We start from the raw sequence: 24127 nt of genomic DNA on the forward strand, positions 1-24127 counted from the left end.
ATCCAACACCGCCTCCAACGCCCGCAACTGTTCTTCATCCAACCGGCAGCGTGACGTCGGCCCCCGCGACCGCAACCCCGCCACCCCACCGGCCTTCCACACCCGCCGCCACCGCTCCACCGACCGCTCAGTCACCCGCAACCCAGCGGCAACCTCCCGGTTCGACACACCCTGTTCGAACAAATGCGCGGCTTCTTGTCGTATCCGTTCCNGGCGATCTCGATCCTCAGCGGTCAACCCNCCACCCNTCNCATACCTCATACCAACGGACTACCCAACCCCCAACGATCACCCCAGCNATCACCACCGGATCAACCCGACCCGGCACATTAAAGATCAGTAGCTTGCCTTCGGGTGCTCCTCGACGGCTAGCTGGTCCAGCTCGTCCAAGAAGGCATCGAACGCGGCGTCGGACAGGCAGAAGACCGTACGGCCCGCCGAGATGTCCTCGTGGGCCTCGTCGATCGCGCGCCTGGTGTTCGCATCGGGCTCATCGACCCACTCGTGCGGCTCAGGGTAGGGCGGCATCGCCGCGTCCATGGTCAACCTCCCTACCGATGTCATCGCACCGACTCGACCACAGCTTTCTCCATGATGGCTCACCGCGGCGGCCTGGGCGACCCCAAGGGGCGGGCAATTATCCTGCCGCACCAACGAGGCGATCGCGTACCGGTTGTGCCGCGGGGGCGCGGGGGATTACGACGACCATTCCGTCCAGCACATCGCGTCGTCGGCTCACACTTGGGCCGGGTGAGGCGTTCTCCTGGCATGGGGCGAGAACCGTTCGAGGTCGTCGTCGAACGCTACGGGCCGATGGTGCTGCGGGTCTGCTGGGCCGTCGTCGGACCGACGCTGGCCGACGACGCCTGGTCGGAGACGTTTCTCGCCGCGCTGCGGGCCTACCCGGAGCTGGCGCCGGACAGCAACGTCGAGGCGTGGCTGGTGACGATCGCCCGGAACAAGGCGATCGATCAGCTTCGCGCCCAGTCGCGGCGTCCGGCGCCGACGGAGCGTCTCCCGGAGACGATCAGGTGGGAGGAACACGACGCCGGCCTCGACCTGTGGGACGCCCTGCGGCGACTTCCCCAGAAGCAACGGGAGACCGTCGCCTACCACTTCCTGGCCGGCCTCCCGTACACNGAGGTTGCCCGGCTCCTCGGCGGCAACCCGGCATCCGCGCGGCGGGCTGGCGCCGACGGCATCGCGTCGCTCCGGAGCATGCTCGCCCCTTCGGCGCAGGAGGAACGGTCGAGATGACTGGCCAGGACAATCCGGAGTCGGACCCGTTCGCCACCGTGCTTGGCGCCGAGGTGGATCTGAGCCGGCTGCGTCTGCGGCTGCTGGCCGAGGCGGAGCGAGACGGCCTGCTCGACGTGGTGTACCGCACCGTGGATGCGCCGGTCGGGCGGCTCCTGCTCGCCGCGACCCGCCGGGGGCTGGTGCGGGTGGCGTACGAGGTGGAGGGCCACGACACCGTCCTGGCGACCCTCGCCGAGCGGATCAGTCCTCGCCTGCTGAAGGCAGGTAGCCAGCTCGACGCCGTCGCCGGGCAGCTCGACGACTACTTCTCCCGGGTCCGGTCCCGCTTTGACGTGGATCTCGACCTGCGGCTTGCGTCCAGGTTCCGGCTCACGGTGTTGGAGCACCTGCGGGAGATCCCGTACGGCGGCACGGCGAGCTACGCGGCGGTGGCCGCGCTGGCCGGAAGTCCGCGCGCGGTCCGGGCTGTCGGCACGGCCTGCGCGACGAATCCGCTGCCCGTCGTCGTCCCGTGCCATCGCGTGGTGCGCAGCGACGGTGGGATTGGCAGGTACGTCGGGGGCGACGACGCCAAGCGGACCCTCCTGCGGCTCGAAGGAGCGATCTGACGACGGCGAGCCGCCGGCCGAGGATCCCCCGGAGTGCCGGAGTGCCGGAGTGCCGGAGTGCCGGGGTGCCGGGGTGCCGGAGTGCGACCGGTACCTCACGTTCCGGGCGGTCCCGGCGTCTTCCGGGTGAGAGACGCACCGGCGCTCTCGCTGCCGACGCCACGGCGGCGAGCCGAAAATCGGATTGGACACGTATGTCTGTCGCACTCGTCACGGGAAGCAGCCGGGGCCTGGGCTTCGCCACCGCGCAGGCCCTCGGCCGCCTCGGCCACCGGGTCATCGTCACCGCTCGCGACCAGGCCTCGGCCGACAAGGCCGCGGCTGACCTGAGGTCGAAGGGGTACGACGCCGAAGGACTGACGCTCGATGTCACGTCGCCCGACAGCGTCGAGGCGGCCGCGAACCGGGTGCTGGAACTGGACGGCGGGCTGGACATCCTGGTCAACAACGCCGGAATCCTGCCCGAGGCCACCGACGGTGAACAGCACGAGTTCGCCTCCCTCGGGCTGTTCAAGGACACGTACGCCACCAACGTCTTCGGCCCGGTCGCGGTCGCCGAGGCGTTCCTGCCCCTGCTGCGCAGGAGCCCGGCCGGACGGATCGTCAACGTCTCCACGACGATGGGTTCGCTCAACGACCAGGCCAGTCCCGAATCGCCGTACTACTCCACGGTCGTGCCGGCCTACCAGAGCTCCAAGGCGGCGCTGAACAGCGTCACGATCGCCCTGGCCAAGAAGCTCGCCGGCACCCCCATCAAGGTCACCTCCGTCTGTCCCGGTTTCGTGCAGACCGACCTGACGCCCATCAACAGAGAGCAGGCTCCGCTGACCGCGGAGCAGGCGTCGGAGGTCGTCGTCCGGGCCGCGACCCTGCCCGCGGACGCGGCCTCGGGAACGTTCTTCGACCAGGACGGCGCGGTGGCCTGGTAGGCGGGCGAATCACCATGCTGTGGCTGGGAACAGTAACAGCGAGTTGTTATCTGTGTGGTCGATCCGTGGCCGTCAGGGAGATGCGATGAGCGCCTCGATCGGATCAGCGGCCAGAGCGGCCAGAGCGGCCAGTGACCCTGCCTCGGGCCGTCCTGCCGCGGCCGACGAGGCGCGCGCCGCCCTGGCCACGCAGGGCGCGCCGGGGTTGGCGGTGCGGCGGGTCGACGACAACTGCCCGCTTTCACTGTGGCTGGCCTGGCGCGGCGCCGGCCCGCCGCTGGCCGACGTCGTCCCGATGCTCGCCAATCTCGGCCTGCGAGCCGAGGACCAACATCCTCTTGAGTCAGCCGGCCCGGGCGATGGGTGCGCAACCGGCGATACCGTCAGCGTCGACGAGTATCGGATTCTCGGCCCCCCCGAGCTGGCCACCCAGGCGTTGGCGCAGGTCGGCGAGCTGGGCGAGACGCTGAGGGCGATCTGGGCGGGGCAGGCGGACAGCGACCCACTCGACCGGCTGGTGCTGACCGCGGGGCTGGCCGCCGGCGAGGTTGCGCTGCTGCGCGCCCTGCTGCGCTACCTGCTGCACGCCGGGCTGCCGCTGAGCGAGGCGTACGGGCATCGGCTGCTGACCGCGGGCGCGTCCTTCGCACGGGACCTCGTCGCGCTGTTCCATGCTCGGATGCGTCCCGGTGCCGAAGACCCGGACGGTGCCGCGGAACTGGCTGCCAGCCTTGACCGCGACCTGGACACGGTCGCCGGCGTCGATGAGGACCTGCTGCTCACCCGCCTGCGCGACGTTGTCCTCGCCGTCGTGCGCACCACCTACTACCTGCCGGGCGAGGCGCTCGCGGTGAAGCTCGACCCAGGCCGGCTGCGGTGGTTGCCGCGTCCCCTTCCCGCGGCCGAGGTCTTCGTGAGCACGNCGCGCTTCGACGCCCTGCACCTGCGCGCCGGGCTGGTCGCCCGCGGCGGGATCCGCTGGTCCGACCGTACTGAGGACCTGCGTGCCGAGATCGCCGGGCTGATGAAGGCACAACGGGTCAAGAACGCGCTGATCGTGCCCGACGGGGCCAAGGGCGGCTATGTCCTGCGGCGCCCCCCGGACGACCCGCGGCGGCGGGAGGCCGAGGGCCGCGCCTGCTACGCGGTCTTCATCCGCGCGTTGCTGGCATTGACCGACAACCGGGTCGACGGGGTCACCGTCCGCCGGCCCGGGCTGGTGTGCCATGACGGCGAGGACAGCTATCTCGTCGTCGCGGCGGACAAGGGCACGGCCCGGTTCTCCGACCTGGCGAACGCGATCGCTGTCGAATCCGGCTACTGGCTCGGCGACGCCTTCGCCTCTGGCGGCCGGACCGGCTACGACCACAAGGCGCTGGGGATCACCGCCCGGGGTGTCTGGGAGTCGGTGCGGCGCCACTTTGCCGAGCTGGGGGTGGACGCCGACGGTGAACCGATCACCGTCGTCGGTATCGGGGACATGTCGGGGGACGTGTTCGGCAACGGGCTGCTGCAGTCGGACCAGCTGCGCCTCGTCGCCGCATTCGACCACCGACACCTCTTCCTNGACCCCGACCCCGACCCGGACCGCTCGTATGCGGAGCGGCGGCGGCTTGCGGCGCTGCCCACCAGCAGCTGGGACGACNACGACCGGTCGGTGCTGTCCGCCGGTGGAGGAGTGTTTCCGCTGTCGGCCCGACGGGTCCCGCTGTCCCCGCAGATCCGTGCACGGCTCCGGGTGGACGCCGAATGCCTGACCGTGGACGAGCTGATCCGGTCGATCCTGCGTGCGCCGGTCGACCTGCTGTGGAACGGCGGAATCGGCACCTGGGTCAAGGCATCGCGCGAGGACCATCACGCGGTCGGCGACAAGGCGCGCGACCGCTGCCGGGTCGACGCGTCCGAACTGCGTGTGAGAGTCGTGGCCGAGGGTGGCAACCTCGGCCTGACGGAGGCGGCCAGGGTCGAGTACTGCCTGGCGGGCGGCCGGTGCAACACCGACTTTATCGACAACTCGGCCGGCGTCGACTGNTCGGACCGCGAGGTGAACCTCAAGATCGGTCTTGCTGCCGCCGGCCGCGTNCCTGGTCCGATCGGTGGGAGCTCTCCGGGCACTGCTCCGGTGGACCCGTCTGGGCGGGACGATCTGCTGGCGGCGGCCACGGGCGAGGTCGTGCAGCTGGTCCTCGCCGACTCTGCCCGGCAGGTGCTGTCGCTGAGCGTCTCCGAACGGCAGGCCGCCGTGTCGGTCGAGGGCATGGCTCGGCTCACCGGTCACCTCGTCTCCGCGGGCATCCTCGACCCGTCCGTCGACCCCGTCCCGGATCAGGAGGTGATGCGCGCACGGATGGGCAGGGGCCCGGTGCTGACCCGTCCCGAGATCGCAATCCTGCACGCCTACGGCAAACGCGAGGTCTTCGGCGAGCTCGTCGGGTCGGACCTGCTGGCCGAGCCGGCGACCGCCGAGACGCTGGACGCCTACCTGCCGGCCACGCTCCGTCCCCTGATCGGCCCGCGGTTTGACCGGCATCCGCTGTGGCGGGCGATCGCCGCCTCCCAGCTCGCCAACGATCTCGTCGACCGGGTCGGCGCCGGCTTCCTGTTCCGGCTGGAGGAACTGACCGGTGCGCCGCCGGTTGACGGTGTCCGTGCCTTCCTCATCACCCGGGACCTGTTCGGGCTGGCGTGGGTCTGGGAGGCGGTCGACGGCCATCACCAGCCGGCCGCGGGAACGCCCTGCCGGGGCCGCCGCCGTGGCGACGTGCCCGGCGGCGACCGGGTCGACGCCGCCGTCGAGGCACTGCTGCGGTGTCGCATGCTGCAGGAGTACGCGGCCCAGTGGCTGCTGCGGCGGCGACCGAGGCCGCTGGACCTGACCGCCGAGACCATGCGCTACTACGACGGCGTCAGCGAGGTGGCGATGGCACTGCCGGAGACGCTGCGCCGCCTGGGCGCCCGGGAGGAACTCGACGCCATCGAGACCGTGCGGCGCCGGCTGCTCGGCGCCGGCCTGCCGCTGCGCGCGGCGGAGCAGGTCGCGAGACTGAAGGTGATGGTCAACGCCCTCGACATCGTCGACGTGGCGCTGCAGCACGACATCGCGGTGACCGAGGTGCTGACCGAGTACTTCGACCTCGGCGTTCGGCTCGGGCTGGGCCGGCTGACCACCCGTATCGTCGACCGACCCGGGGACTCCTACTGGGAGACGATGGCGAAGGCGTCGCTGCGGTCGAAGCTTGCCAGCAGCCATGCCCGGCTGGTCGAGGCGCTGTTGGCGAGAGCGGGCGGCGATCTGGACACGGCGGTCAAGCGGGCCGCCCGCAGCGGTGGCGTCAGCCGGGTCCGCGCGGTGGTGGACGAGGTGGTGGAGGCGCCGGAGGTCACCAGTGCCATGGTGGCCGCGGTCGTGCTCCGGCTCGACGACCTGGCGGACCTCGTCCCCTGACGGGAGCGCGCCCTAGGCTGAGTGGGTGCTCGTGGCGTATCTGTCGGCTTTCGCGTGCGCCGTCTGCTATGGGGTCGGTTCGATCCTGCAGAGCGTCGGCGCACGCCGGACCGCGACGACCGCCGACGTCCTGGATCCCCGCCTGCTGGTGCGGCTTGCGACGCAGGCTCCCTATCTCGTCGGGATGGGGCTGGACCTGGTCGGCTGGTTGCTCTCGCTGGTCGCGGTGCGTTCGCTGCCGTTGTTCGCCGTCCAGGCCATCCTGGTGGCCAGCGTCGGCGTGACGGCGGTGCTGGCCAGGATCTTCCTGCGGGTTCGGGTGGACCGGGCCCAGGCGGTCGCGCTGGTCGCCCTTGGGCTCGGGGTGGTGCTGCTCGCGGCCACCGCCGCGCCGGGGAAACCGCGGCCGGTGGGGTCGACGGCCGCCGTCCTGATCGCGCTCGGCATCCTGCCGACGGCCCTGGGCTGTTTCTGGGCTGGCCGGGCGCTGTCGGAGGGCCGCGCCGTCCTCGCCCTCGGCGGCCTGTCCGGCCTGGCGTTCGGCGGGACGGCGCTGTGTGCGCGCGCGTTGGAGGCCGACCACACCCTCGTCGGTGTCGTCGCGGATCCGCTGTCCTGGGCGCTGCTGGTCTACGGGGTGGTCGGCATGGTCGCGTTCGCCGCGGNGCTGCAGCGGGGCTCGGTCACGCTCGCCATGGCGGGGCAGGCGACGGCGGAGACCGTCGCTCCCGCGATCATCGGACTGACCCTGCTGGGCGACCACGCCAGGTCGGGCAGTGGCGGGATCGCGGCGACGGGGTTCGTGCTCACGGTCCTCGCGGCGGCCTGGCTCGCCGCCCACAGCCACATCGAGCCCGCCGAGGTCGCCGGAGGGCTTCCTTCGGAAGCTGTGGGTCCGGACGTCCCGACGGCCCCGGCAGCGGCTCCGGCTCCGGCTGAGGCCGAGGCTCAGAGCCAGACCTGGCGTCGGACCGATCGGCGTCGGTGACCGCTCGCGGGGCAGGTATCCGCCGTGGCAGTCGAGCGGCGCGGGCGAGGTGGCGGGCATGGGTGATGTCCTGATCGGGACGGCGTCCTGGACGGATCCGACGCTGTTGCGGTCGGGGTGGTACCCGCCGGAGGTCACCACCGCCGAGCAGCGGTTGCGCTACTACGCCCGGCAGTTCCCGCTNGTCGAGGTCGACGCCACCTACTACGCCCCGCCCGCGGAGCAGACCGTGCGGATGTGGGCGGCCCGGACCCCGCCCGGGTTCACCTTCAACATCAAGGCGTTCTCGCTGCTGACGGGGCATCCGACCCGTCCCGGTGCGCTGTACTCCGATCTGCGGGGCCTGGTCCCGGCGGAGCGGAAGAACCTGTACCTGAAGGACGTCGACACCGCGGTNGTCGATCAGGTGTGGGAGCGTTTCCTCGGCGCGCTGGATCCGCTGACCGAGGCGGGCAAGCTCGGCGCCGTGCTGTTCCAGTTTCCCCAGTGGTTCCCGATCAGCACCGCGAACAAGCGGTACATCCTGGAATGCCAGCAGCGGTGTCGGCCGATGCGGATCTGCGTCGAGTTCCGGAACCACACCTGGATGGACGGGCGAAACCGCGACGAGACCCTCGACTTCCTCACCTCCTACGCGCTTCCCTACGTCTGCGTCGACATGCCCCAGGGCCACCCGAGCTCGGTTCCGCCGGTGCTCGCCGCGACCGCGGATCTCGCGGTCGTCCGCTTCCACGGGCACAGCGAGAAGTGGACGAGCCGCGACATCCATGAGCGCTTCGGCTACCGCTACAGCGAGGAGGAGCTGCGGGAATGGGCACCGAAACTGCGCCGGCTGGCGGACGCCGCCGCCCGCACCCAGGTGCTCATGAACAACTGCTGCGCCGACTACGCGCAGCGTAACGCCCGCCAGCTCGCCGACCTGCTGGCTGAGCTCGACGGCGCGAACCCGGCCCCGTCCGCGGCCGAGCGGCGTTGAGCCCGGCCGCGGACGGGAGCGCCGCCGCCTCAACGTTCGGGTGTTGCCAGGATCTTGAACAGCATGGTGTTGGCGCTGGTCAGCGCCTGGGTGTCGACCGAGCGCAGGCAGGCGACGAGACCGGCCTTCGCGACGAACGTGACCAGACCCATCACGGCCCACAGGCCGCCGCCGAGGTCGACGCAGAACCCCTCGCCGGTCGCGTGCTCCACGACCAGGGCAACCAGCACGGTCGGCTCGTCGACGATCTCGTTGTAGACGGTGGAACTGAGCACCAGCACGGCCTGGGGCGTCGGGNCGGTGTTCGCGGTCCAGATCTCCCCACGGCGTGGTGCTCTCACGGGGCGGTGTCGGTCAGGCCGGGATGTCCGGTCGCCGCGAGGTCCTGCTGGTTGGCCTCCCCGAAGGCCAGGGCCGCCTGCGCCACGGCCGGGTCGGCCCGCAGCCAGGCCCCGTGCGCGGCGCAGCGCCGGCGCATGTCCTCTGCGTCGAGCACGCCNTCGATCCACGNGTTCATCGAGGTGCGGTCGGCCTCGGCGTAGCGCCGGACCGACTCGTAGGCCTCGTCCGACAGACGCAATGTGATCGTCCGGCTCATGCGACTCATGCTAGCAAGATCTGCTGTCATGGCATGGCGCGCGAGCGACGCGGGACACGTGCCAGTTCGCTGACCAGCCGTNCTGTGCCTCCGTACGCTGAAGGTCTGTTTCATGGCGGCAAGTTCATGAAGACAAGGAGCACGAGCCAGTGTCGACCACGTCTGCTTCCTCCCCGCTCGAGTCCGCCGCCGGCGGCGTGCGCATGCCCGCGATCTACGCCACCCAGGGCGCCCCGCCGCTGATCGACCATCCGCACTGGACCGCCGAGCTCGCGGCGTGGGGCCGGGCGCTGCCACGCCCCCGGGCGATCCTGGTGATCTCCGCGCACTGGGAGCAGAACCCGATCGCGTACGGGGCGACGACCACGCCCGTCCCGCTGTACTACGACTTCTACGGCTTCCCCGAGCGCTTCTACCGGCTGAGCTACCCGGCCCCCGGGGCCCCCGACCTCGTGGCCGAGGTCGCCCGCCTGCTCGGGCCCGGCCAGCCGCTCGTCGCGCAGCCCGACCGCGGGCTCGACCACGGGGCCTTCATCCCACTGATCTACATGTATCCGGACGCGGACGTCCCCGTGCTGCAGATCTCGCTGCCCACGGAGGACCCGNCCGGCCTGCTGGAGCTCGGCCGGCGGCTGGCGCCGCTGCGGGACGACGGCGTGCTGATCTTCGCCACTGGCCTGCTCACCCACTCCACCGGCCACGCCGACCTGTCGAACCCGGACAGCANCCCCCACCCCGACGTGGCCGCCTTCGACGCCTGGGTGGCCGACGCGCTCGCACGCGGCGACCTCGACGCCCTGGTGCACTACCGCGACCGCGCGCCCGGGGTGCGTCGGGCCCTGCCGAGCCAGGAACACTTCGTCCCGCTGTTCGTGGCCCTGGGCGCCGCCCTCGACACCCCCGGGCCGGTGATCTTCCCGCATCACGGCTTCTGGTACGGCAACTCGATGCGCTCGGTCCAGTTCGGCGTGGCGGCGACGGCCGACGTGCCCNTCTGACCCGCGGCGGGCGCAGCGAGAGGCGGAGAGCAGGGGCGGCTCCGTCACTACGGTGGCGTCACCGTGGTGCGGTCACCGCGTCGTCGGCGCGGCCGGCGGTGCGGACCTGGCGGTGCAGGTGGTACAGCCAGGGTGGGATCGTCGCCCAGAACACGATGATGTTGCCGACGACGACCCCCCTGGCGCCGCCGACCAGAAGGCCGGTGACCGGGCAGGCCAGCAGGAACGGCACGAAGAACAGGTTGATCCAGAAGGTGAGCCGGGTCTTGCCGAAGGCGTAGAGCACCGCCGCCGGGCCGACCGCGAGTCCCGGGCCCACCTGCGCGACGACGGCGAGCAGCAGCAGGTCGCGGGTCTGGCCCCAGGTGTCGCCAAGCAGGGCCGCGCCGAAGTCGGCGGGCAGCAGCATGAACGCCAACCCCCACAGCGAGCTGGACACGACCACGAGCCCGGAGACCAGGTAGGCGCCGCGGATGACCCGGCTGGGGGGCATGTGCTTGCGCCGTGCGAACTCGGGGATGGCGAAGCTCATCAGCGCGACGGCCAGGTTCGTCGTGGGGGCCAGCAGGGTCTGCAACCCGCGCAGGNCACCGACGAGCGACGTGGAACCGACCGCCCCGATGATCAGAGTGGACGTCTGTTGGGCGCCCTGCAGCGAGATGAACTCCGNGGTCATGAAGCCGGTCGTCTCGCGGTGGCCGGTGAACCAGGCCAGCGCGCGCTTCGGATCGGGCCAGGCGTGGTGCTGCGCGACGCCGACCAGCGCGGCGAGGGCGGCCGCCGCCCCCCAGACCAGGACCATCGCCACAGCCCCACCGCCGGTGTCCGAACCGGCGGCGAGCAGGCCGACGCCGATGGCCAGCCCCGCCGCCCAGACGAGGTCGTTGCCGACGGCGAGCAGGGGGCGGCCCTGGGCGAAGGAGGCGTAGCGCCAGGCGTCCTGCACGAGCAGCGCCGGCATGACCACGCCCATCGCGACCAGGTTCAGCCCCACCGTGCCGCGCAGGGCGACGCCGACGACGAGCAGACCCACGCCGACGACGGCGCCGAGCGCCAGCGCGGTGCCGGCCGCGGCCCGCACCGCCGAGCGGAACGTCGACGCCGGGACGTCGGCGTAGCTGATCCCCAGCGGCGCCGTTCCGGCTGCCCGGGACAGCCCGACGACCATCGCGAAGATCGTGTAGGCGATCGCGAACGCGCCGAACTCGCTCGAATCCACCCGGCGGGCGATGATGAAGTTGATCGCCGCGTTGGTGCCGCTCGACACCACCTGGTCGCCGACCGTCCACAGCGCGTTGATCCGGCTGCGGGACCGCGACGGTGCCGCCGCGGGTTGCTGCGGGGGTTCCTCGCGAGTCAGCTCACGGGCGGCGACACCATCGCTGCGCTGGGTCAGATCGTCGAGGCGTTCGAGGTGGTATTCGGGGCGGTCGAGCAGCTGGGAGAGGTCCAGGTACTCGGGGCGGTCGAGATACTCGGGGCGGTCGAGGTACCCGGGGCGGTCGAGGTACTCGGGGCGGTCCGGGTATTCGGCGTGGAGGTCGCGGTGCCCGGCGTGGAGGTCACGGTGCGCGGGGTAGTGGTCGCGGTGCCGCGGCTGTGGCACCGCCTCGCCCGTGCCGGTCGTGTGGTCCGTGCCGGTCGCGTGGTCCGTGCCGAGCCTCAGGTCCTCATCCACGTCGAGTCGGGCCCCCGGCCTCGTCCGATCACGTCAGCGCGGCTGCGCCCATGCCGATGGCGACTCTACCGTGACGTAACTGTCATCTTCGGGTAGGCGGGCGAGCACGTTGGCGTCTCAGCGCAGCGCGGCGACGATCGTGCGGGTGTTGTGCTCCNCCATCTGCAGGTAGGTGGCGCCGGCGGAGCCGGCGGGGCCGAGGGTGTCGCCGTAGAGCGAGTCCTCCCCGGCCTCGACCCGCACGCCGGCCTCGGCCGCGATCGTCCGCGCCGTCCGCGGCGGCAGCGACGACTCGGAGAAGACGGCCTTGGTGCCGGTCTGGCGGATCTTGGCGACGATCTTCCTGATGTTGCTGCCGGACAGCTCCGCGNCAGTGTCGAAGCTCGGGATGATCGAGCCGACGAAGGTGAGACCGTAGCGGTCGAGGTAGTAGCCGAAGGCGTCGTGGTTGGTGACCAGCTTGCGATCGGTGGGCGGGATCGTGGCGATCTGGCGGCGGATGTCGCCGTCGAGGGCATCGAGCCTGCGGTCGTAGGCGATCCGATTGGTGTGAAAGTAGCCGGCGTTCGCGGGATCGGCCCGCGCCAGCCCGTGTTCGATGTCCGCGACCATGATCTTGGCATTGAGCGGGTTGTGCCAGATGTGCGGGTCGCCCGCCCTCTCCTCCTCGTCGCCGTTGCCGGCCCGGATGGTCACGCCGCGGCTCGCGTCGACCCGGATGCCGTCGAAGCCGGCGGCGCCGACGGCGTCGTTGAGCCAGCTCTCCAGCCCGACGCCGTTCTCGACCAGCACCTTGGCGTTGCCGACTGCCTCGATGTCGGCCGGGGTGGGCTCGTAGTCGTGCGGGTCGACGTTGGGTTTCAGCAACTGGGCGACGCGCACCCGGTCCCCGCCGAGGACCCGGGTGAAGTCGGCGACCTGGCTGGTCGTGGCGACGACCGGCAGCCGCCCGGCGGCGCCGCCGGCGGCAGAGGACGAGCCGCAGCCCGCCAGGAGGGCCGCGAGCAGGGCCAGGCCGGCGACCCCGGCCGCGAGCCGGGTGGGGAGACGGATGACGGGCAAGGGACCCTCACTTCGCAGAGCGGATGCCCCTGATGAAAACGATTCCGAAAACGGATGTCAATAAGTCGGGCGCGGGTTCGTCCGCGTCGCAGCGGGCCGCGGGGTGGTTCGGCGGCGGTCGGGTCAGCGGATGACCTGAGGTTGCTGCTGGGTGATGCAGTGGATTCCGCCGCCGTTGCCGAAGATCACCCGAGCGTCCACCGGTTCGACCCGGCGGGTGGGGTACAGCCGGGTGAGCAGGTCGAGGGCGTCGGCGTCGCGGGGGTCGTCGAAGACGCCGGCGACGACCAGGCCGTTGGCGACGTAGTAGTTGAGGTAGGAGTAGCCGGCCGGGCCCCCGTCGACCTCCAGCACGGTGGGCGCCGCGATCTGGACGATCTCCAGCGGGCGGCCGGCGGCGTCGTGGCTGGCCCGCAGCAGCGCGGCCAGCTCCCGGGTCGTCTCATGGTCGGGATGTGCCGGGTCGGGCTGGCTGTGCACGGCGACGAGGCCGGGCCGGACGAACGCGGCGACGACGTCGACGTGCCCGCGGGTGCCGAACCGGTCGTAGTCACGGGCGACGCCCCGCGGCAGCCAGATCGCGTGGGTCGTGCCGAGCTGGGCGTGCAGCTCCGCCTCCACCCGGGCGCGGTCCCAGCCCGGGTTGCGGTGCGGGTCGAGCTGGACCGTCTCGGTCAGCAGGACGGTGCCGGCGCCGTCCACGGCGATCCCGCCGCCCTCGTTCGTCAACGCCGAGTGGCGCACCGCCGCGCCGGCCCGCGCGGCGACGGCCGTGGCCAGCAGCCGGTCCGCGTCCCAGTTCGCCCAGTCCTGGGCGCCCCAGCCGTTGAAGACCCAGTCGACGGCGCCCAGGTGCCCGCCGCCGTCGATCGTGAACGTCGGGCCGCTGTCGCGCAGCCAGGCGTCGTCCAGCGCGAGCTCGATCACCGTCACGGCGGGCGGGACCTGCCGGGCCGCGGTCGTGCCCTGACCCGGGCCGGCTATCAGGGTGACCGGCTCGTAGCGGCTGATCGTCGTCGCCACGCGGGCCCAGGCGGAGCGCGCCGCGGCGAGGCCGGGTGAGCCCTCCGCGCCGAAGGTGTCGTTCGGGGGCGGGAACGCCATCCAGGTCCGGGTATGCGGCTCCCACTCGGCCGGCATCCGGCGGGCGGCGGGAGCGGCGGTCATGGTGGTCATCATCGCAGGCCCGATGCCCGCGACCCGCCGACCGCCGGGCGCGGCGGGGCACGGCGCGGCGGGGCGCGGGGCGGGGGACCGGTGGGGGCGTGCCGGGCGTGAGAGCATCGGGGGATGCTGACGATCACCAGCATCGGGGCGCCCGCCTCGCCGGCCCGGGTGGCGCCGCCGACGCGCGCGCCGCTGCGGATCGCCGCGGTGCAGCACCGCTGGCATCCCGACCCGGCCGAGCACGCCGCCGCCCTGCGGGCGGGCGCGGTAGCGGCGGCCGAGCTCGGCGCCCAGCTCGTCTGTTTTCAGGAACTGACGCTGTCGCGCTACTTTGCCGACCTACCGCCGGAAGCCCAGCCGCCGGCCGGCCGGCCGCCGGAAGCCCAGCCGCCGGACGGGCGAGTGCCGGCTGAGCGAGGGTCGGACGGGCGGCCCGCGAGGAGCGGCAGCGGGCCTGCGGCGCTGGCCGAGAGCGTCGACGACGGGCCGACGCGTACGCTCGCCGCCGGTCTGGCCGCCGAGCTCGGCGTGGCCGTGCACATGTCGCTCTACGAGNGGGCGGACGGGCCCGACGGGCTGGGCTTCAACACCGCCATCGTCGTCGGCCCGGACGGCGCGTTGCTCGCCCGCACCCGCAAGATGCACATCCCGGTCACCGCCGGCTACCACGAGGACCGGTACTTCCGGCCCGGGCCGGCCGGGGCCGACAGCTTCCCGGTCGTCGAGCTGCATCAGGGGCGCTTCGGCTTCCCCACCTGCTGGGACCAGTGGTTCCCGGAACTGGCCCGGGCGTACTCGCTCGCCGGCGCCGACGTCCTGGTGTACCCGACGGCGATCGGCTCCGAGCCCGATCATCCCGGCTTCGACACCGAACCGCTGTGGCACAACGTGATCGTCGGCAACGGGATCGCCAACGGCACGTTCATGGTGGCAATCAACCGGATCGGGACGGAGGGTGCCCTGACCTTCTACGGCAGCTCGTTCATCAGCGATCCCTACGGCAGGGTGCTGGTTCGGGCGCCGCGCGACGTCCCGGCGGTGCTGGTCGCCGACCTCGACCTGGACCAGCGCCGCGACTGGCTGGCGCTGTTCCCGTTCCTCACCACCCGCCGCCCCGATGCCTACGCCGGGCTGGCCGAGCCCGGTGCGGGCGACGTCGAGGGCCGCTGACCGGCGCCTGGACTCACCTCACGTCGCGTTCTGATCTTCGACGGGTTGTAGAACCCGGGGTGGGGATCACCTAGACTGTCGCGGCGTGGAGGCGTCCGCCGGACCGGTCGCGCGTGGCCTGCGGGCCGGCGTGTTCGGCGCGATGTGCGTCGCCCTGAGTGTGGTCGCGCACGTTGCTGCCCACGGCGCGGTCCCACCCCTGTGGGTGCTGCTCGCCGGTCTCGTCGCCGTGACGGTGGTCACCGGCGTCTGCGCCGGTCCGGCTCCCTCGCTGCTGCTCGTCGTCGGCCTGATGGCGGCCACCCAGGCAGGGCTGCACGCCGCCTTCGGGGCCTGGCCGGGCGCAGCCTCGGGTCCGGACCTGTCCCGGCTGCTGTGCGCGGCGCCCGGCGCGCACGCCGCGGCGGCCGCGACGCTGCTGCGCCGTGAGGGCCTGCTCGCGACCGTCGGCGGTGCGGCGCCTCATCCGGCGCTGATGCCCGCCATGGCGCACGGCGGTGGGCTGCTGCTGATGTCCGGCGCGCACCTGCTGGTGGCGGGGCTGACCGCCTGGTGGCTGCGACGGGTAGACGCGGCCCTGGGCGTCGCCGGTGCCCTGGTGGGAGTGCTGGCCCGCGGCCTGTGCCGACTGCTCGGACCGCCGGCCGCCCCTGCTCCGGTCGCCACCGGCCGCCGCCAGCCGCGCTCGGCGATGGCGTCCGCCGGCTGGCCGTGCCCGGCCGGGCTGCGCCACAGCGTCGTTCGCCGAGGCCCTCCGCAGGTCTGCTGACCCGGCCCGAACCCGCCGTCCGGTCACCCCGGCGCTCCTGAGCCAGGGCGAGTGGCTCCGAACCCCGCGTGACCCTGTGTAGCCGGCCCCGCCAGTTGTGTCCGCGCTGCCCGACCACTGCCGCCCGACCACTGCCGCCCGATCGCTGCCGCCCGTCTACTGCCGCCCGATCGCTACCACCCGTCTACTGCCGCCCGATCGCTGCCACCTGTCCACTGCCGCCGCGGTTTCCGGCCAGATCGAGGTCAGATCGTGCCGAGGCTTCGGCACGGTTCTGCGGCCTACAAGCGTACCCACCCCTCGGCATGATTCGGTGCGCAGATGATCGCAGAATGTGACGGAGTGGGTGGTGCGGCCAGTGGCACCCCGAGCGCCGAGGCGACCCCGGCGCTCCCCGAGGCATCCCCGCACCTGCGTCCCGGACCGTGCCGACCGTATGGGCGCGGGTACCGGCCGCCGCGCCCTCACACCTGGAGTTCCCATGCCCGACGGAGTTCCCCTCCGCGACAACGCCCACGACCTGCCGCTGCTGTTGGGGAGCGCCGCGTGAACGGCGGGGAGACGTCGAACCGGCCGGCGCCGGGTTCGTCGCCCGCCGCCCCGGCCGCCCCGGCCTCTCCGGCCGCTCCGGCCGTGGATCGCCGATCCGGGCTGCACCGGCGTCGGGTGCTCGCCGGCGCCGGGCTGTTCGGCCTGGGTGCGGGGGCCGGCACCGGCGTGACCATGGGGACGCAGCGGCTGCTTCCCGAGCGGGCCGATCCGGTCGAGGCGGCCCGCCGGGCGGCACTGGCCCCCGTGACGGGCGACGGCGTCCACCAACCGGGCATCGCCGAGCGCGCGCCCGCCCACCTGGTGTTCACCGCCTACGACCTGACGGCGGCCGATCCGGCGGCGGCCCGGGCGGCCCTCGGCACGGTGCTGCGGGCGTGGACGGACGGCGGCCGGACGCTGATGCGCGGCGCGTCCCAGAGTGGCGCGTCCCAGAGCGGCGCGTCCCAGAGCGGCGCGGTCCAGATCGGTGTGGCGGGGGTGGGCAGGGAGGCGGCGGGCCTGGGGTCGGCGGGGCTGACGGTGACGGTGGGGATCGGGGCCGCGGCGCTGCGCCGGGCGGGCCTCGACGCGCGCCTCCCCGGGCCGCTCGCGGACATCCCGGCGCTGCCCGGCGACCGGCTGGAGGCGACCCGCGGGGGTGGGGACCTCGCCGTCCAGGTCTGCGCCGAGGATCCGATGGTCGCGTTCGCCGCGGCCCGGCAGCTCGGCCGGCTCGCCGCCGACCTGGTCCGGCCCCGCTGGGTGCAGCGCGGTTTCCGGCGCACCGCGGCGGCCGCCGCCGACCCGACAGCCACCCCGCGCAACCTGATGGGGCAGCTCGACGGCACAAACAACCCGCGGCCGGGCTCGGCACAGTTCGACCTCGCCGTGTGGGCCGCCGGGGGCCCGGCCTGGATGCGCGGCGGGACCTACCTGGTGTGCCGGCGGATCCGGATGCTGCTGGAGAGCTGGGAGCGGCTGACCGAGGACGCCCGCGGCGAGGTCGTCGGGCGCCGGATCGACGACGGGGCGCCCCTGTCCGCACCGCCCGCGGCCACCGGGGGCGGCGAGGACACGGCGTCGGACTTCGCCGCCCGCGGCCCGGACGGCCGGCTCCTGATCGCCGAGAACGCCCACATCCGCCTGTCCAATCCGCAGTTCCACGGCGGCATCGCCATGTTCCGCCGCGGCTACTCCTACGACGACGGCCTGGACGCCACCGGCGAGCCGGACTCCGGGCTGTTCTTCCTGGCGTTCCAGGCCGATCCGCGCACGGCGTTCGTCCCGGTGCAGCGCACCCTCGCGGCCTCCGACGCGCTGAACACGTTCATCCGGCACACGGCCAGCGCGCTGTTCGCCGTCCCGCCGGCGCCGCCAGCCGGCGGCTACCTCGGCCAGAGCCTGCTCGAGGAGGCCTGAGGCGGCTCGGTGTCGGTGATGGCTGGGTGCCCGGTGGCGGACGGCTCAGTGCCCGGCGGCCAGGGAGGCGAGCGCCCGGGCGTACCGCTGCGCGCAGTACGGCGCGGGATGGACGAAGTCCACGATGCACCGGTGGCCGTCGAGCTCGGTGTTGAAGNCCATCGTCGGATGGATCGCCCGCGCCGCCCGCTCCGAGTAGCGCACCCGACCCGGGAACTCGTCGGCGAGCTCGCGGTACAGGTCGTTGAACCGCGCGCTGCCCAGCATCCAGCCGTGGAGGCGGGAGGCCGGCGTCGTCCAGTCGACCTGGCCGGACGTGCTGTTGAACGAGGACGGCACGGCCGCCGCCAGCACGATCCGGGTCACCCCGTGGCGCAGGTACCAGCGGATCTGCTCGGTCAGCTCGGCGCGGTAGGCGGCGACGAGCTGGGTGCCGACGAGGTTGCCGGGGTTGTTGCCGTTCCAGTTCAGCACCACGGTTCGCGGCCGGCCCGCCGCCGCCAGATCATCGGAGATCAACGGCGAGGTGGCGTCGGCGTAGACGCTGGGAGCGAGTCCCGAGTAGCCGACGAGACGGACCGGGGCCGTGTCGGTGGACCTGGCGGCGACGGTGACCATGGAGTCGCCGACCACCAGGGCGGGTTGCCGGGGGCCGCCGCCGCCCGACCGGCCACCGAGGATCACCGCGACCGCGAGCGCGGCCAGCACGGCGAGGGTCAGCCACGACCTGGCCGTACCGGAGGCGGCGCCAGGCGCCGCGGGCGAACTGGGCCGATGCGCCCGGGATTTCGGCTCCGCCCGCGGCGTCGACGGGCCGCCGTGCGTGGATCGGCGTGGGGTCGACGAGATCTCGGGACCTTCTTTCCGTCCGGGGCGCCGGTGGCCGTAGTCGGGAGCTTTGCCATCTCCGAATACCCGGGAGCGTCGCNATAAACCNGTTGACCGGGTACGCACCATCGCCCGCCGTCGTACATTGGGAGAAGTGTGGCGAGCCTCCGGAAACCGTTGATAAATGTTCTCTCGGTCGAGCCGGCGGAAAAGAGGACGGTCAGCGGGGGGAGTGGCTGCGCCGGGCATTCAGCGCTGCCACCGTCGGAACGAGATCACCGATGGTGGTGAAGTCGGTCGCGAGGAACGTCGGGGTGAGGCCGGCCCGTTCGCAGCGGCGCAGGTGGGCGAGCAGGGCGGGTTCCCGGTTGACCGCGTCGGCGTAGGTCCGGCCCGGATCGTCGCCCTCCACCCAGTGGTTGACGAGCAGCATCGACGCGGTGCGCGAACCACGCCCGACGCGGCAGGTGAACCCCGCCGGGGAGGGCACGTCGAACGGCGTGTCCGCCCCATACCGGAAGAACCGCCGATACCAGCTCTTCGGGACGTCGGCGTTCTCCGCGAAGACCACCAGCCGGCGGTCGGCCGCCACCAGATGCCCCAGCGTCGGCCAGCGCCCGTGCGGGTCCGCGGGCGGCGTCACGATCCGGTGCAGCAGCCCGACCCGGCGGAAGGCGGCGATCACCTCCCCGGGCGGCACCGAGTCCTGCAGGATCAACGTCACGACCTCGGACGGGTTGCGCGCCAGCCAGTCGTCGACCGAGCGCAGGGCCTCCTCGAAGTTCACCGAGCCGAACTGGCACACGCTGTGGCACAGCCACAGGCCGGGCCGGGCGGAGCGGGCCCCCCGGGCCAGCGGCGCCAGCGCGTCGCGTTCCCGCGGGCGCAGGCCCGCCAGGAACGTCTCCACCTGCGTCGGCGTCGTCCAGTGCTGCACGTCGAGCAGCAGCGCCCGCACGCCGGTGTCGAGCTGACCGACGAGGTCCGGATCCTGCGTCGCGCCGACGAAATCGGCGGCGCTGGAGGCCATCGCGTTGTGGCTGGCGGCGTAGACCGCCTCGTCGTAGCGCAGCCCGCACAGGCCCCGGCTGCCGTTGCAGCTCGCCGCCTCCCCGCCGAACCGCGCCGGCGTCGCCAGCCACGAGCAGCTCAGCAGCACCGCCGCGGACAGCGCCATGATCACCGAGCGGCGCCGGGTGAACGGCCGACGCCGGCGCCGCACGAGCAGGCCGACGAGACCGAGCAGGCATCCCGCCAGCGCCACCCCCGCGGCCACCTGGCCCCACACGGTGCGGATCCGGCCGATCATGTTTCCCTGCAGGTCGTGCAGCAGATCCCGCACCCGCAGGGGCAGGGTCGGGTTGGCGCCGACCACGCCCGCCGTCGGGTCGCCGACCAGGGTGGGCAGCAGCAGCCCGAGCAGCAGCGCGGCGGCCCCGCCGGCCACCATTCCCCCGGCTACCAGCAGGATCGTGTCGCCGCGCCCGCAGCGGGCGTGCCGCGCGGCGAGCAGGACCGCCAGCACGGCCATGGCCGCGAACAACGCCCCCAGCGTGACCGTGCCGTACCGGCCCAGGTCGTGGAGCACGTGCAGCAGCCCCACGCCGGCCGACTCGTGCGCGCGGGCCAGCGGGGTGCCCAGGTCGAGCCGGTCGCCGGCCAGCCGCCGGCGCAGGTCGGCCAGGGCCGCCTCGTCGCCCTGGAACAGCAGGGGCCCGACCACGGCGAGCGCGGCGGGCACCTTTCCCTGCCGCAGCAGCCCGATGACCTGGTCGTCGACCCGGGCCCGCTCGGCGGCGGGGAGCCGGGCCAGCAGCACCGAGCCGATCTGGTCGGCCTGCGCGTCCGTCAGGTCCATCGTCGGGATGCCGGCGGGCCGGCGTCCCTGTGCCATCTGGTCGAGGCCGCCGACCAGCACCTGCGTGACGGCGGCGACGTCGTGAGCCTGGAAGGTCGGCGTGCCCGACACCTGCCCGGCCAGGTAGATGGTGGCAAGCTTCGCGATGGCCGCGAACGTCGGGCGCAGGTCGACGCTGAGCGTCAGCGCCGGGCGCTGGCCGGCGAGATAGCCCGAAATCTGCGCGCTGAGGCTGTTCACGGCGCCGCGCACCGCCGGGGCCGGCGCGACCAGCCGTAGGTTGTCGACGACGACGTCCGGCGGGACGGGCAGCCCGGCGAGCAGGTCCCGGGTGACGCCGGCCAGGGCCGGGTCGGCCAGCACCTCGTCGTAGAGCCGGCGGTAGAGGTCGGTCTCGTCGACGGCCTGCCGGTAGTAGCCGGCGCGCTGGACCGTCAGGTTCGTCGTCAGCGCCACGACCGCCACCGGCCAGCACAGCAGCGCGCCGGCCAGCGCCAGGACGATCCACGTCCGCACACGCCGCACGGCCGCGGCGGAGACGTCGAGGCGGCGCACCGTCGGGACATGCCCGGTCGGGATGGCCCCGATGCCACCACGGCACCGGGGGTCACACTTCTCACCTCATCGACGGGTCGACCGGCCACCGGGGCCGCGACCCGCCGCCGGGACTAGCGCTCGACCTGGGTCTTCAGGTCGTACAGGGCGGACTCGACCAGCTTGTCCTCCGCCTTGCGGCGCAGCAGGCCGGGGATCGGCACCTTCAGCTCGACCGTCAGGTCGTAGGTCACCTCGGTGCTACCGTCGCCGAGGTCGGTCAGCGTGTAGCTGCCGTCCAGCGTGCGCACCCGGTCCGACTCGAGCATCGTCCAGGTGACGGAGTTCGGGCCCGCCCAGTCGTAGACGAGGGCGTAGTCCTCCTTGCCGAAGGTCGTCTTTGCCTGGAAACGGGCCTTCGCCGGCAGGCCGGCCGGCGTGGTCTCGATGACCTCCGCGGACTTGATCGGCTCCGACCAGTCGGGGNACCGGCTGATGTCGGCGATGACGGCCAGTACCGCCGCGGGCTGCGCCTTGATGACGATCGTGGACGAGACGTGATCGGCCATAATGGCAGGTCCTCCACATATTCCGGGTACGTACGGGATTCGGCGGCAACCTTTTGTGGCAGCACGGCCGATCTTTCCTGACGCGAAACGGAACGTATAAGAACCCGGGCTTACCGGTAAACATAAAACACCCGAACGTGTGGAATCGCGGTTCGGTCGCGGGTGTTCGGCCGGTCAGGCGCGTAAGGGCCGCTTTGCCGCGGCAGCCGCGGATAATCCGTCGCGGCTGTGCTCCCTCGGCCCGGCGATGCCGTTCCGCCGAGCCGAGGGGCAGGTTGAGAGGCCGGGTTGCGGCCGGTTGTTACGCGGGGTCGTAGGCCAGGTTGGGGCGCAGCCAGCGCTCGACGTCGCCGACGCCGAGGCCGCGCCGGCGGGCGTAGTCGGTGACCTGGTCCCGGCCGATGCGTCCCACGGTGAAGTACTTTGACTCCGGATGGGCGAAGATGAGCCCGCTGACGGCGGACGCCGGGGTCATCGCGAACGACTCGGTCAGGCCCAGGCCGNCCTGACCGGCGTCGAGCAGGTCGAACAGCGCCTGCTTCTCGCTGTGGTCGGGGCTGGCCGGGTAGCCGAGCGCCGGGCGGATGCCGCGGAAGCGCTCCGCGTGCAGGTCCTCCAGGCTCGGCTCCGCGTCCGGCTCGAACCACTCGCGGCGCGCGGCCAGGTGGATGTACTCGGCGAACGCCTCCGCGAGCCGGTCCGCGAGGGCCTTCGTCATGATCGACCGATAGTCGTCCTGACGCGCCTCGAACTCGGCGGCGAGCGTGTCCGCGCCGTGGACGGCCACGGCGAAGCCGCCGAGGTGGTCGCCGGCGGGCGCGACGTAGTCGGCGAGGCTGCGGTTGGGCCGGCCGGCGGGCTTCGCCGTCTGCTGGCGCAGCATCGGCAGCCGCAGCCGGCCGTCGCGGGCGCCCGCGACCGCGCCGGCCTCGATCACCAGGTCGTCGCCGTCGGCGAAGGCGGGCCAGAAGCCGTAGACGCCCTTCGCCTGCAGGCTGCCATCCTTGATGATCTGGTCGAGCAACACGTTCGCCTCGTCGTACAGCTCGCGGGCGACCGGCTGGTCGAGGATCGCGGGGAACTTGCCCTTCAGCTCCCAGGCGAGGAAGAAGAACTGCCAGTCGATCATCTCGCGCAGCGCGGTGAGGTCCGGCGTGACGACCCGCAGCCCGGTGAAGGCGGGGACGGGCAGCTCGTCGAAGGACACCTGCTCGCGGTTGGCCCGCGCCTGCTCCAGGCCGAGCAGCGGCTGCGCCCGGCGGTTCTCGTGCTGCTCGCGCAGCTTGGCCTGCTCGGCCCGGTTGCGGGTGTCGAGCTGCTCGGCCCGCTCGGTGTCGAGTAGATCCGAGACCACCCCGACGACGCGGGAGGCATCGAGCACGTGGACGGTGGTGGCCTCGTAGGCCGGGGCGATGCGCACCGCGGTGTGCTGGCGCGAGGTGGTGGCGCCGCCGATGAGCAGCGGCAGGGTCAGCCCGCGGCGCTGCATCTCGGCGCCGACCGCGACCATCTCGTCCAGCGACGGCGTGATGAGGCCGGACAGGCCGATCGCGTCCGCGCCCTCGGCGATGGCGGTGTCGAGGATGACCTTGGCGGGGACCATGACGCCGAGGTCGATCACCTCGTAGTTGTTGCAGCCGAGCACGACGCCGACGATGTTCTTGCCGATGTCGTGGACGTCGCCCTTGACGGTGGCGAGCACGACCTTGCCGTTGCCGCTACNGGCCGCGGGGGCGTCGCCGGCGAGGGCGGCCTGCGCCTTCTCGGCCTCCATGTACGGCTCCAGGTAGGCCACCGAGCGCTTCATCACCCGCGCGCTCTTGACCACCTGCGGCAGGAACATCTTCCCCGAGCCGAACAGGTCGCCGACGATCTTCATGCCGTCCATCAGCGGGCCCTCGATCACGTCGAGGGGGCGCGCCGCCTGTGCCCGCGCCTCCTCGGTGTCCGCCTCGATGAAGTCGACGATGCCGTGCACGAGCGCGTGCGAGAGCCGCTGCGCGACCGGCGCCTCGCGCCAGGACAGGTCGACGACCCGCTGCGTGCCCTTGCCGTTGACCGTCTCGGCGAAGGCGACGAGCCGGTCGGTGGCATCCTCGCGCCGGTCGAACAGCACGTCCTCGACGAGTTCGAGCAGCTCGGCGGGAATGTCGGCGTAGACGGCGAGCTGGCCGGCGTTGACGATGCCCATGTCGAGCCCGGCGCGCACCGCGTGGAGCAGGAACGCCGAGTGCATCGCCTCGCGGACNACGTCGTTGCCGCGGAAGGAGAACGACAGGTTCGAGATGCCGCCGCTGATCCGCACTCCCGGGCAGCGCTGCTTGATCAGCGGAAGTGCGTCGATGAACGCCTTGGCGTAGCCGTTGTGCTCGGCGATGCCGGTGGCCACGGCGAGCACGTTCGGGTCGAAGATGATGTCGGTGGCGGGGAACCCGAGCTTCTGTGTGAGCAGGTCGTAGGCGCGCCCGCAGATCGCCACCTTGCGCTCGGTGGTGTCGGCCTGGCCCTGCTCGTCGAAGGCCATGACGACGACGCCGGCGCCGAAGTCGCGGATGCGCCGGGCGTGGTCGAGGAAGACCTCCTCGCCCTCCTTGAGGCTGATCGAGTTGACCACGCCCTTGCCCTGCACGCAGCGCAGCCCGGCCTCCAGCACGCTCCACCGTGAGCTGTCGATCATGATCGGCAGGCGGGCGGCCTCCGGCTCGGTGGCCAGCAGGTTCAGGAACGTCGTCATCGCCTG

At 72.6% G+C, this 24127-nt stretch carries 14 protein-coding genes and 21 pseudogenes; 20 read left to right on the top strand and 15 right to left on the bottom strand.

Annotated elements, in window-relative coordinates:
• The coding region (locus FF86_RS66200; RefSeq protein ID WP_396229876.1) for a helix-turn-helix domain-containing protein at window positions 1-204 on the bottom strand (204 nt) is incomplete at its 3' end.
• A 132-nt stretch (window positions 205-336) separates the two neighbouring features.
• The gene (locus FF86_RS13915) at window positions 337-540 is read right to left on the bottom strand and encodes a hypothetical protein (protein WP_055866637.1); all 204 of its coding nucleotides are present in this window, start codon (window positions 538-540) and stop codon (window positions 337-339) included.
• 228 nt (window positions 541-768) lie between these two features.
• On the opposite strand from FF86_RS13915, the gene FF86_RS13920 reads away from it, so the two are divergent.
• The 13 genes and pseudogenes from FF86_RS13920 to FF86_RS48175 form a co-directional block, all read left to right on the top strand.
• Window positions 769-1139 (top strand): RNA polymerase sigma factor (locus tag FF86_RS13920; RefSeq protein ID WP_255355790.1); only part of this gene is annotated, 371 nt, incomplete at its 3' end.
• 1 nt (window position 1140) lies between these two features.
• Window positions 1141-1257 (top strand): annotated as a pseudogene (locus FF86_RS48135) (RNA polymerase subunit sigma-24); the annotation flags it as partial.
• Window positions 1254-1868, top strand: a complete 615-nt coding sequence (locus FF86_RS13925; protein WP_044885261.1) for a methylated-DNA--[protein]-cysteine S-methyltransferase — start codon at window positions 1254-1256, stop codon at window positions 1866-1868. The pseudogene FF86_RS48135 and the gene FF86_RS13925, both read left to right, overlap by 4 nt.
• Window positions 1869-2062: 194 nt before the next feature.
• Window positions 2063-2797 carry an SDR family oxidoreductase gene (locus FF86_RS13930; RefSeq protein WP_044885262.1) on the top strand — a complete coding sequence of 245 codons (735 nt, stop codon included), beginning with the start codon at window positions 2063-2065 and terminating at the stop codon, window positions 2795-2797.
• Window positions 2798-2882: 85 nt separating this feature from the next.
• The coding region (locus tag FF86_RS48140; protein WP_242418738.1) for an NAD-glutamate dehydrogenase domain-containing protein at window positions 2883-3719 on the top strand (837 nt) is incomplete at its 3' end.
• Window position 3720: 1 nt separating this feature from the next.
• Window positions 3721-4363, top strand: a pseudogene (locus FF86_RS48145) (NAD-glutamate dehydrogenase domain-containing protein); the annotation flags it as partial.
• A 1-nt stretch (window position 4364) separates the two neighbouring features.
• Window positions 4365-4442, top strand: a pseudogene (locus FF86_RS48150) (NAD-glutamate dehydrogenase domain-containing protein); the annotation flags it as partial.
• Window position 4443: 1 nt separating this feature from the next.
• A pseudogene (locus FF86_RS48155) lies at window positions 4444-4828 on the top strand (NAD-glutamate dehydrogenase domain-containing protein); the annotation flags it as partial.
• Window position 4829: 1 nt separating this feature from the next.
• Window positions 4830-4879, top strand: a pseudogene (locus FF86_RS48160) (hypothetical protein); the annotation flags it as partial.
• 1 nt (window position 4880) lies between these two features.
• Window positions 4881-6242 (top strand): annotated as a pseudogene (locus FF86_RS48165) (glutamate dehydrogenase); the annotation flags it as partial.
• A 1046-nt stretch (window positions 6243-7288) separates the two neighbouring features.
• A pseudogene (locus FF86_RS66205) lies at window positions 7289-7413 on the top strand (DUF72 domain-containing protein); the annotation flags it as partial.
• 1 nt (window position 7414) lies between these two features.
• Window positions 7415-7626: pseudogene (locus tag FF86_RS48170) on the top strand (DUF72 domain-containing protein); the annotation flags it as partial.
• 1 nt (window position 7627) lies between these two features.
• Window positions 7628-8206: pseudogene (locus FF86_RS48175) on the top strand (DUF72 domain-containing protein); the annotation flags it as partial.
• 29 nt (window positions 8207-8235) lie between these two features.
• On the opposite strand, the gene FF86_RS66210 reads toward FF86_RS48175, so the two are convergent.
• From FF86_RS66210 to FF86_RS66220, 3 genes and pseudogenes are all read right to left on the bottom strand, one after another.
• On the bottom strand, window positions 8236-8503 hold a 268-nt coding region (locus tag FF86_RS66210; protein WP_396229871.1), incomplete at its 5' end, for a MazF family transcriptional regulator.
• Between the two features lie 40 nt (window positions 8504-8543).
• A pseudogene (locus FF86_RS66215) lies at window positions 8544-8705 on the bottom strand (pilus assembly protein HicB); the annotation flags it as partial.
• Between the two features lie 12 nt (window positions 8706-8717).
• Window positions 8718-8804 (bottom strand): annotated as a pseudogene (locus tag FF86_RS66220) (pilus assembly protein HicB); the annotation flags it as partial.
• 203 nt (window positions 8805-9007) lie between these two features.
• Here FF86_RS66220 and FF86_RS48180 point away from each other — a divergent pair.
• The 3 genes and pseudogenes from FF86_RS48180 to FF86_RS48190 form a co-directional block, all read left to right on the top strand.
• Window positions 9008-9409: dioxygenase (locus tag FF86_RS48180; RefSeq protein WP_396229877.1), on the top strand; the 402-nt coding region annotated here is incomplete at its 3' end.
• 1 nt (window position 9410) lies between these two features.
• Window positions 9411-9530 (top strand): annotated as a pseudogene (locus FF86_RS48185) (dioxygenase); the annotation flags it as partial.
• Between the two features lies 1 nt (window position 9531).
• A pseudogene (locus FF86_RS48190) lies at window positions 9532-9796 on the top strand (dioxygenase); the annotation flags it as partial.
• Between the two features lie 1842 nt (window positions 9797-11638).
• Here the strand turns inward: FF86_RS48190 and FF86_RS48195 are convergent.
• The 3 genes and pseudogenes from FF86_RS48195 to FF86_RS13975 form a co-directional block, all read right to left on the bottom strand.
• Window positions 11639-11850 (bottom strand): annotated as a pseudogene (locus FF86_RS48195) (metal ABC transporter solute-binding protein, Zn/Mn family); the annotation flags it as partial.
• 1 nt (window position 11851) lies between these two features.
• Window positions 11852-12542 (bottom strand): annotated as a pseudogene (locus tag FF86_RS13970) (metal ABC transporter substrate-binding protein); the annotation flags it as partial.
• A 123-nt stretch (window positions 12543-12665) separates the two neighbouring features.
• Window positions 12666-13709, bottom strand: coding sequence for an agmatine/peptidylarginine deiminase (locus tag FF86_RS13975; RefSeq protein WP_055409248.1), 1044 nt, complete (start codon window positions 13707-13709; stop codon window positions 12666-12668).
• 123 nt (window positions 13710-13832) lie between these two features.
• On the opposite strand from FF86_RS13975, the pseudogene FF86_RS48200 reads away from it, so the two are divergent.
• From FF86_RS48200 to FF86_RS13990, 4 genes and pseudogenes are all read left to right on the top strand, one after another.
• Window positions 13833-14264 (top strand): annotated as a pseudogene (locus FF86_RS48200) (hydrolase); the annotation flags it as partial.
• Window position 14265: 1 nt separating this feature from the next.
• Window positions 14266-14879, top strand: a pseudogene (locus FF86_RS48205) (nitrilase-related carbon-nitrogen hydrolase); the annotation flags it as partial.
• Between the two features lie 85 nt (window positions 14880-14964).
• Entirely contained in the window at window positions 14965-15648 is a 684-nt protein-coding gene (locus FF86_RS13985) for a hypothetical protein (RefSeq protein WP_044885269.1), read from the top strand.
• Window positions 15649-16194: 546 nt separating this feature from the next.
• The gene (locus tag FF86_RS13990) at window positions 16195-17598 is read left to right on the top strand and encodes a Dyp-type peroxidase (protein WP_082121875.1); all 1404 of its coding nucleotides are present in this window, start codon (window positions 16195-16197) and stop codon (window positions 17596-17598) included.
• 1048 nt (window positions 17599-18646) lie between these two features.
• Here the strand turns inward: FF86_RS13990 and FF86_RS14000 are convergent.
• From FF86_RS14000 to FF86_RS48230, 7 genes and pseudogenes are all read right to left on the bottom strand, one after another.
• Complete coding sequence (locus FF86_RS14000) at window positions 18647-20839, bottom strand: PI-PLC domain-containing protein (protein WP_044885270.1); 2193 nt, start codon at window positions 20837-20839, stop codon at window positions 18647-18649.
• A 113-nt stretch (window positions 20840-20952) separates the two neighbouring features.
• The coding region (locus FF86_RS14005; RefSeq protein ID WP_242418740.1) for an SRPBCC family protein at window positions 20953-21304 on the bottom strand (352 nt) is incomplete at its 5' end.
• Window position 21305: 1 nt separating this feature from the next.
• Window positions 21306-21387 (bottom strand): annotated as a pseudogene (locus FF86_RS48210) (cyclase); the annotation flags it as partial.
• A gap of 301 nt (window positions 21388-21688) precedes the next feature.
• On the bottom strand, window positions 21689-21890 hold a 202-nt coding region (locus FF86_RS48215; RefSeq protein WP_242418741.1), incomplete at its 5' end, for a vitamin B12 dependent-methionine synthase activation domain-containing protein.
• A gap of 1 nt (window position 21891) precedes the next feature.
• A pseudogene (locus FF86_RS48220) lies at window positions 21892-23109 on the bottom strand (vitamin B12 dependent-methionine synthase activation domain-containing protein); the annotation flags it as partial.
• Window position 23110: 1 nt separating this feature from the next.
• Window positions 23111-23635 (bottom strand): annotated as a pseudogene (locus FF86_RS48225) (B12-binding domain-containing protein); the annotation flags it as partial.
• Window position 23636: 1 nt separating this feature from the next.
• Window positions 23637-24127, bottom strand: a pseudogene (locus FF86_RS48230) (dihydropteroate synthase); the annotation flags it as partial.

Source organism: Frankia sp. CpI1-P, from assembly GCF_001421075.1.
Classification (GTDB): Bacteria; Actinomycetota; Actinomycetes; order Frankiales; family Frankiaceae; genus Frankia; species Frankia torreyi.

Coding starts and splice junctions, on each gene's coding strand:
- FF86_RS13975 (WP_055409248.1), bottom strand. CDS start 13,709: ATGACCGCCGCTCCCGCCGCCCGCCGGATGCCGGCCGAGTGGGAGCCG.
- FF86_RS13915 (WP_055866637.1), bottom strand. CDS start 540: ATGGACGCGGCGATGCCGCCCTACCCTGAGCCGCACGAGTGGGTCGAT.
- FF86_RS13925 (WP_044885261.1), top strand. CDS start 1,254: ATGACTGGCCAGGACAATCCGGAGTCGGACCCGTTCGCCACCGTGCTT.
- FF86_RS13930 (WP_044885262.1), top strand. CDS start 2,063: ATGTCTGTCGCACTCGTCACGGGAAGCAGCCGGGGCCTGGGCTTCGCC.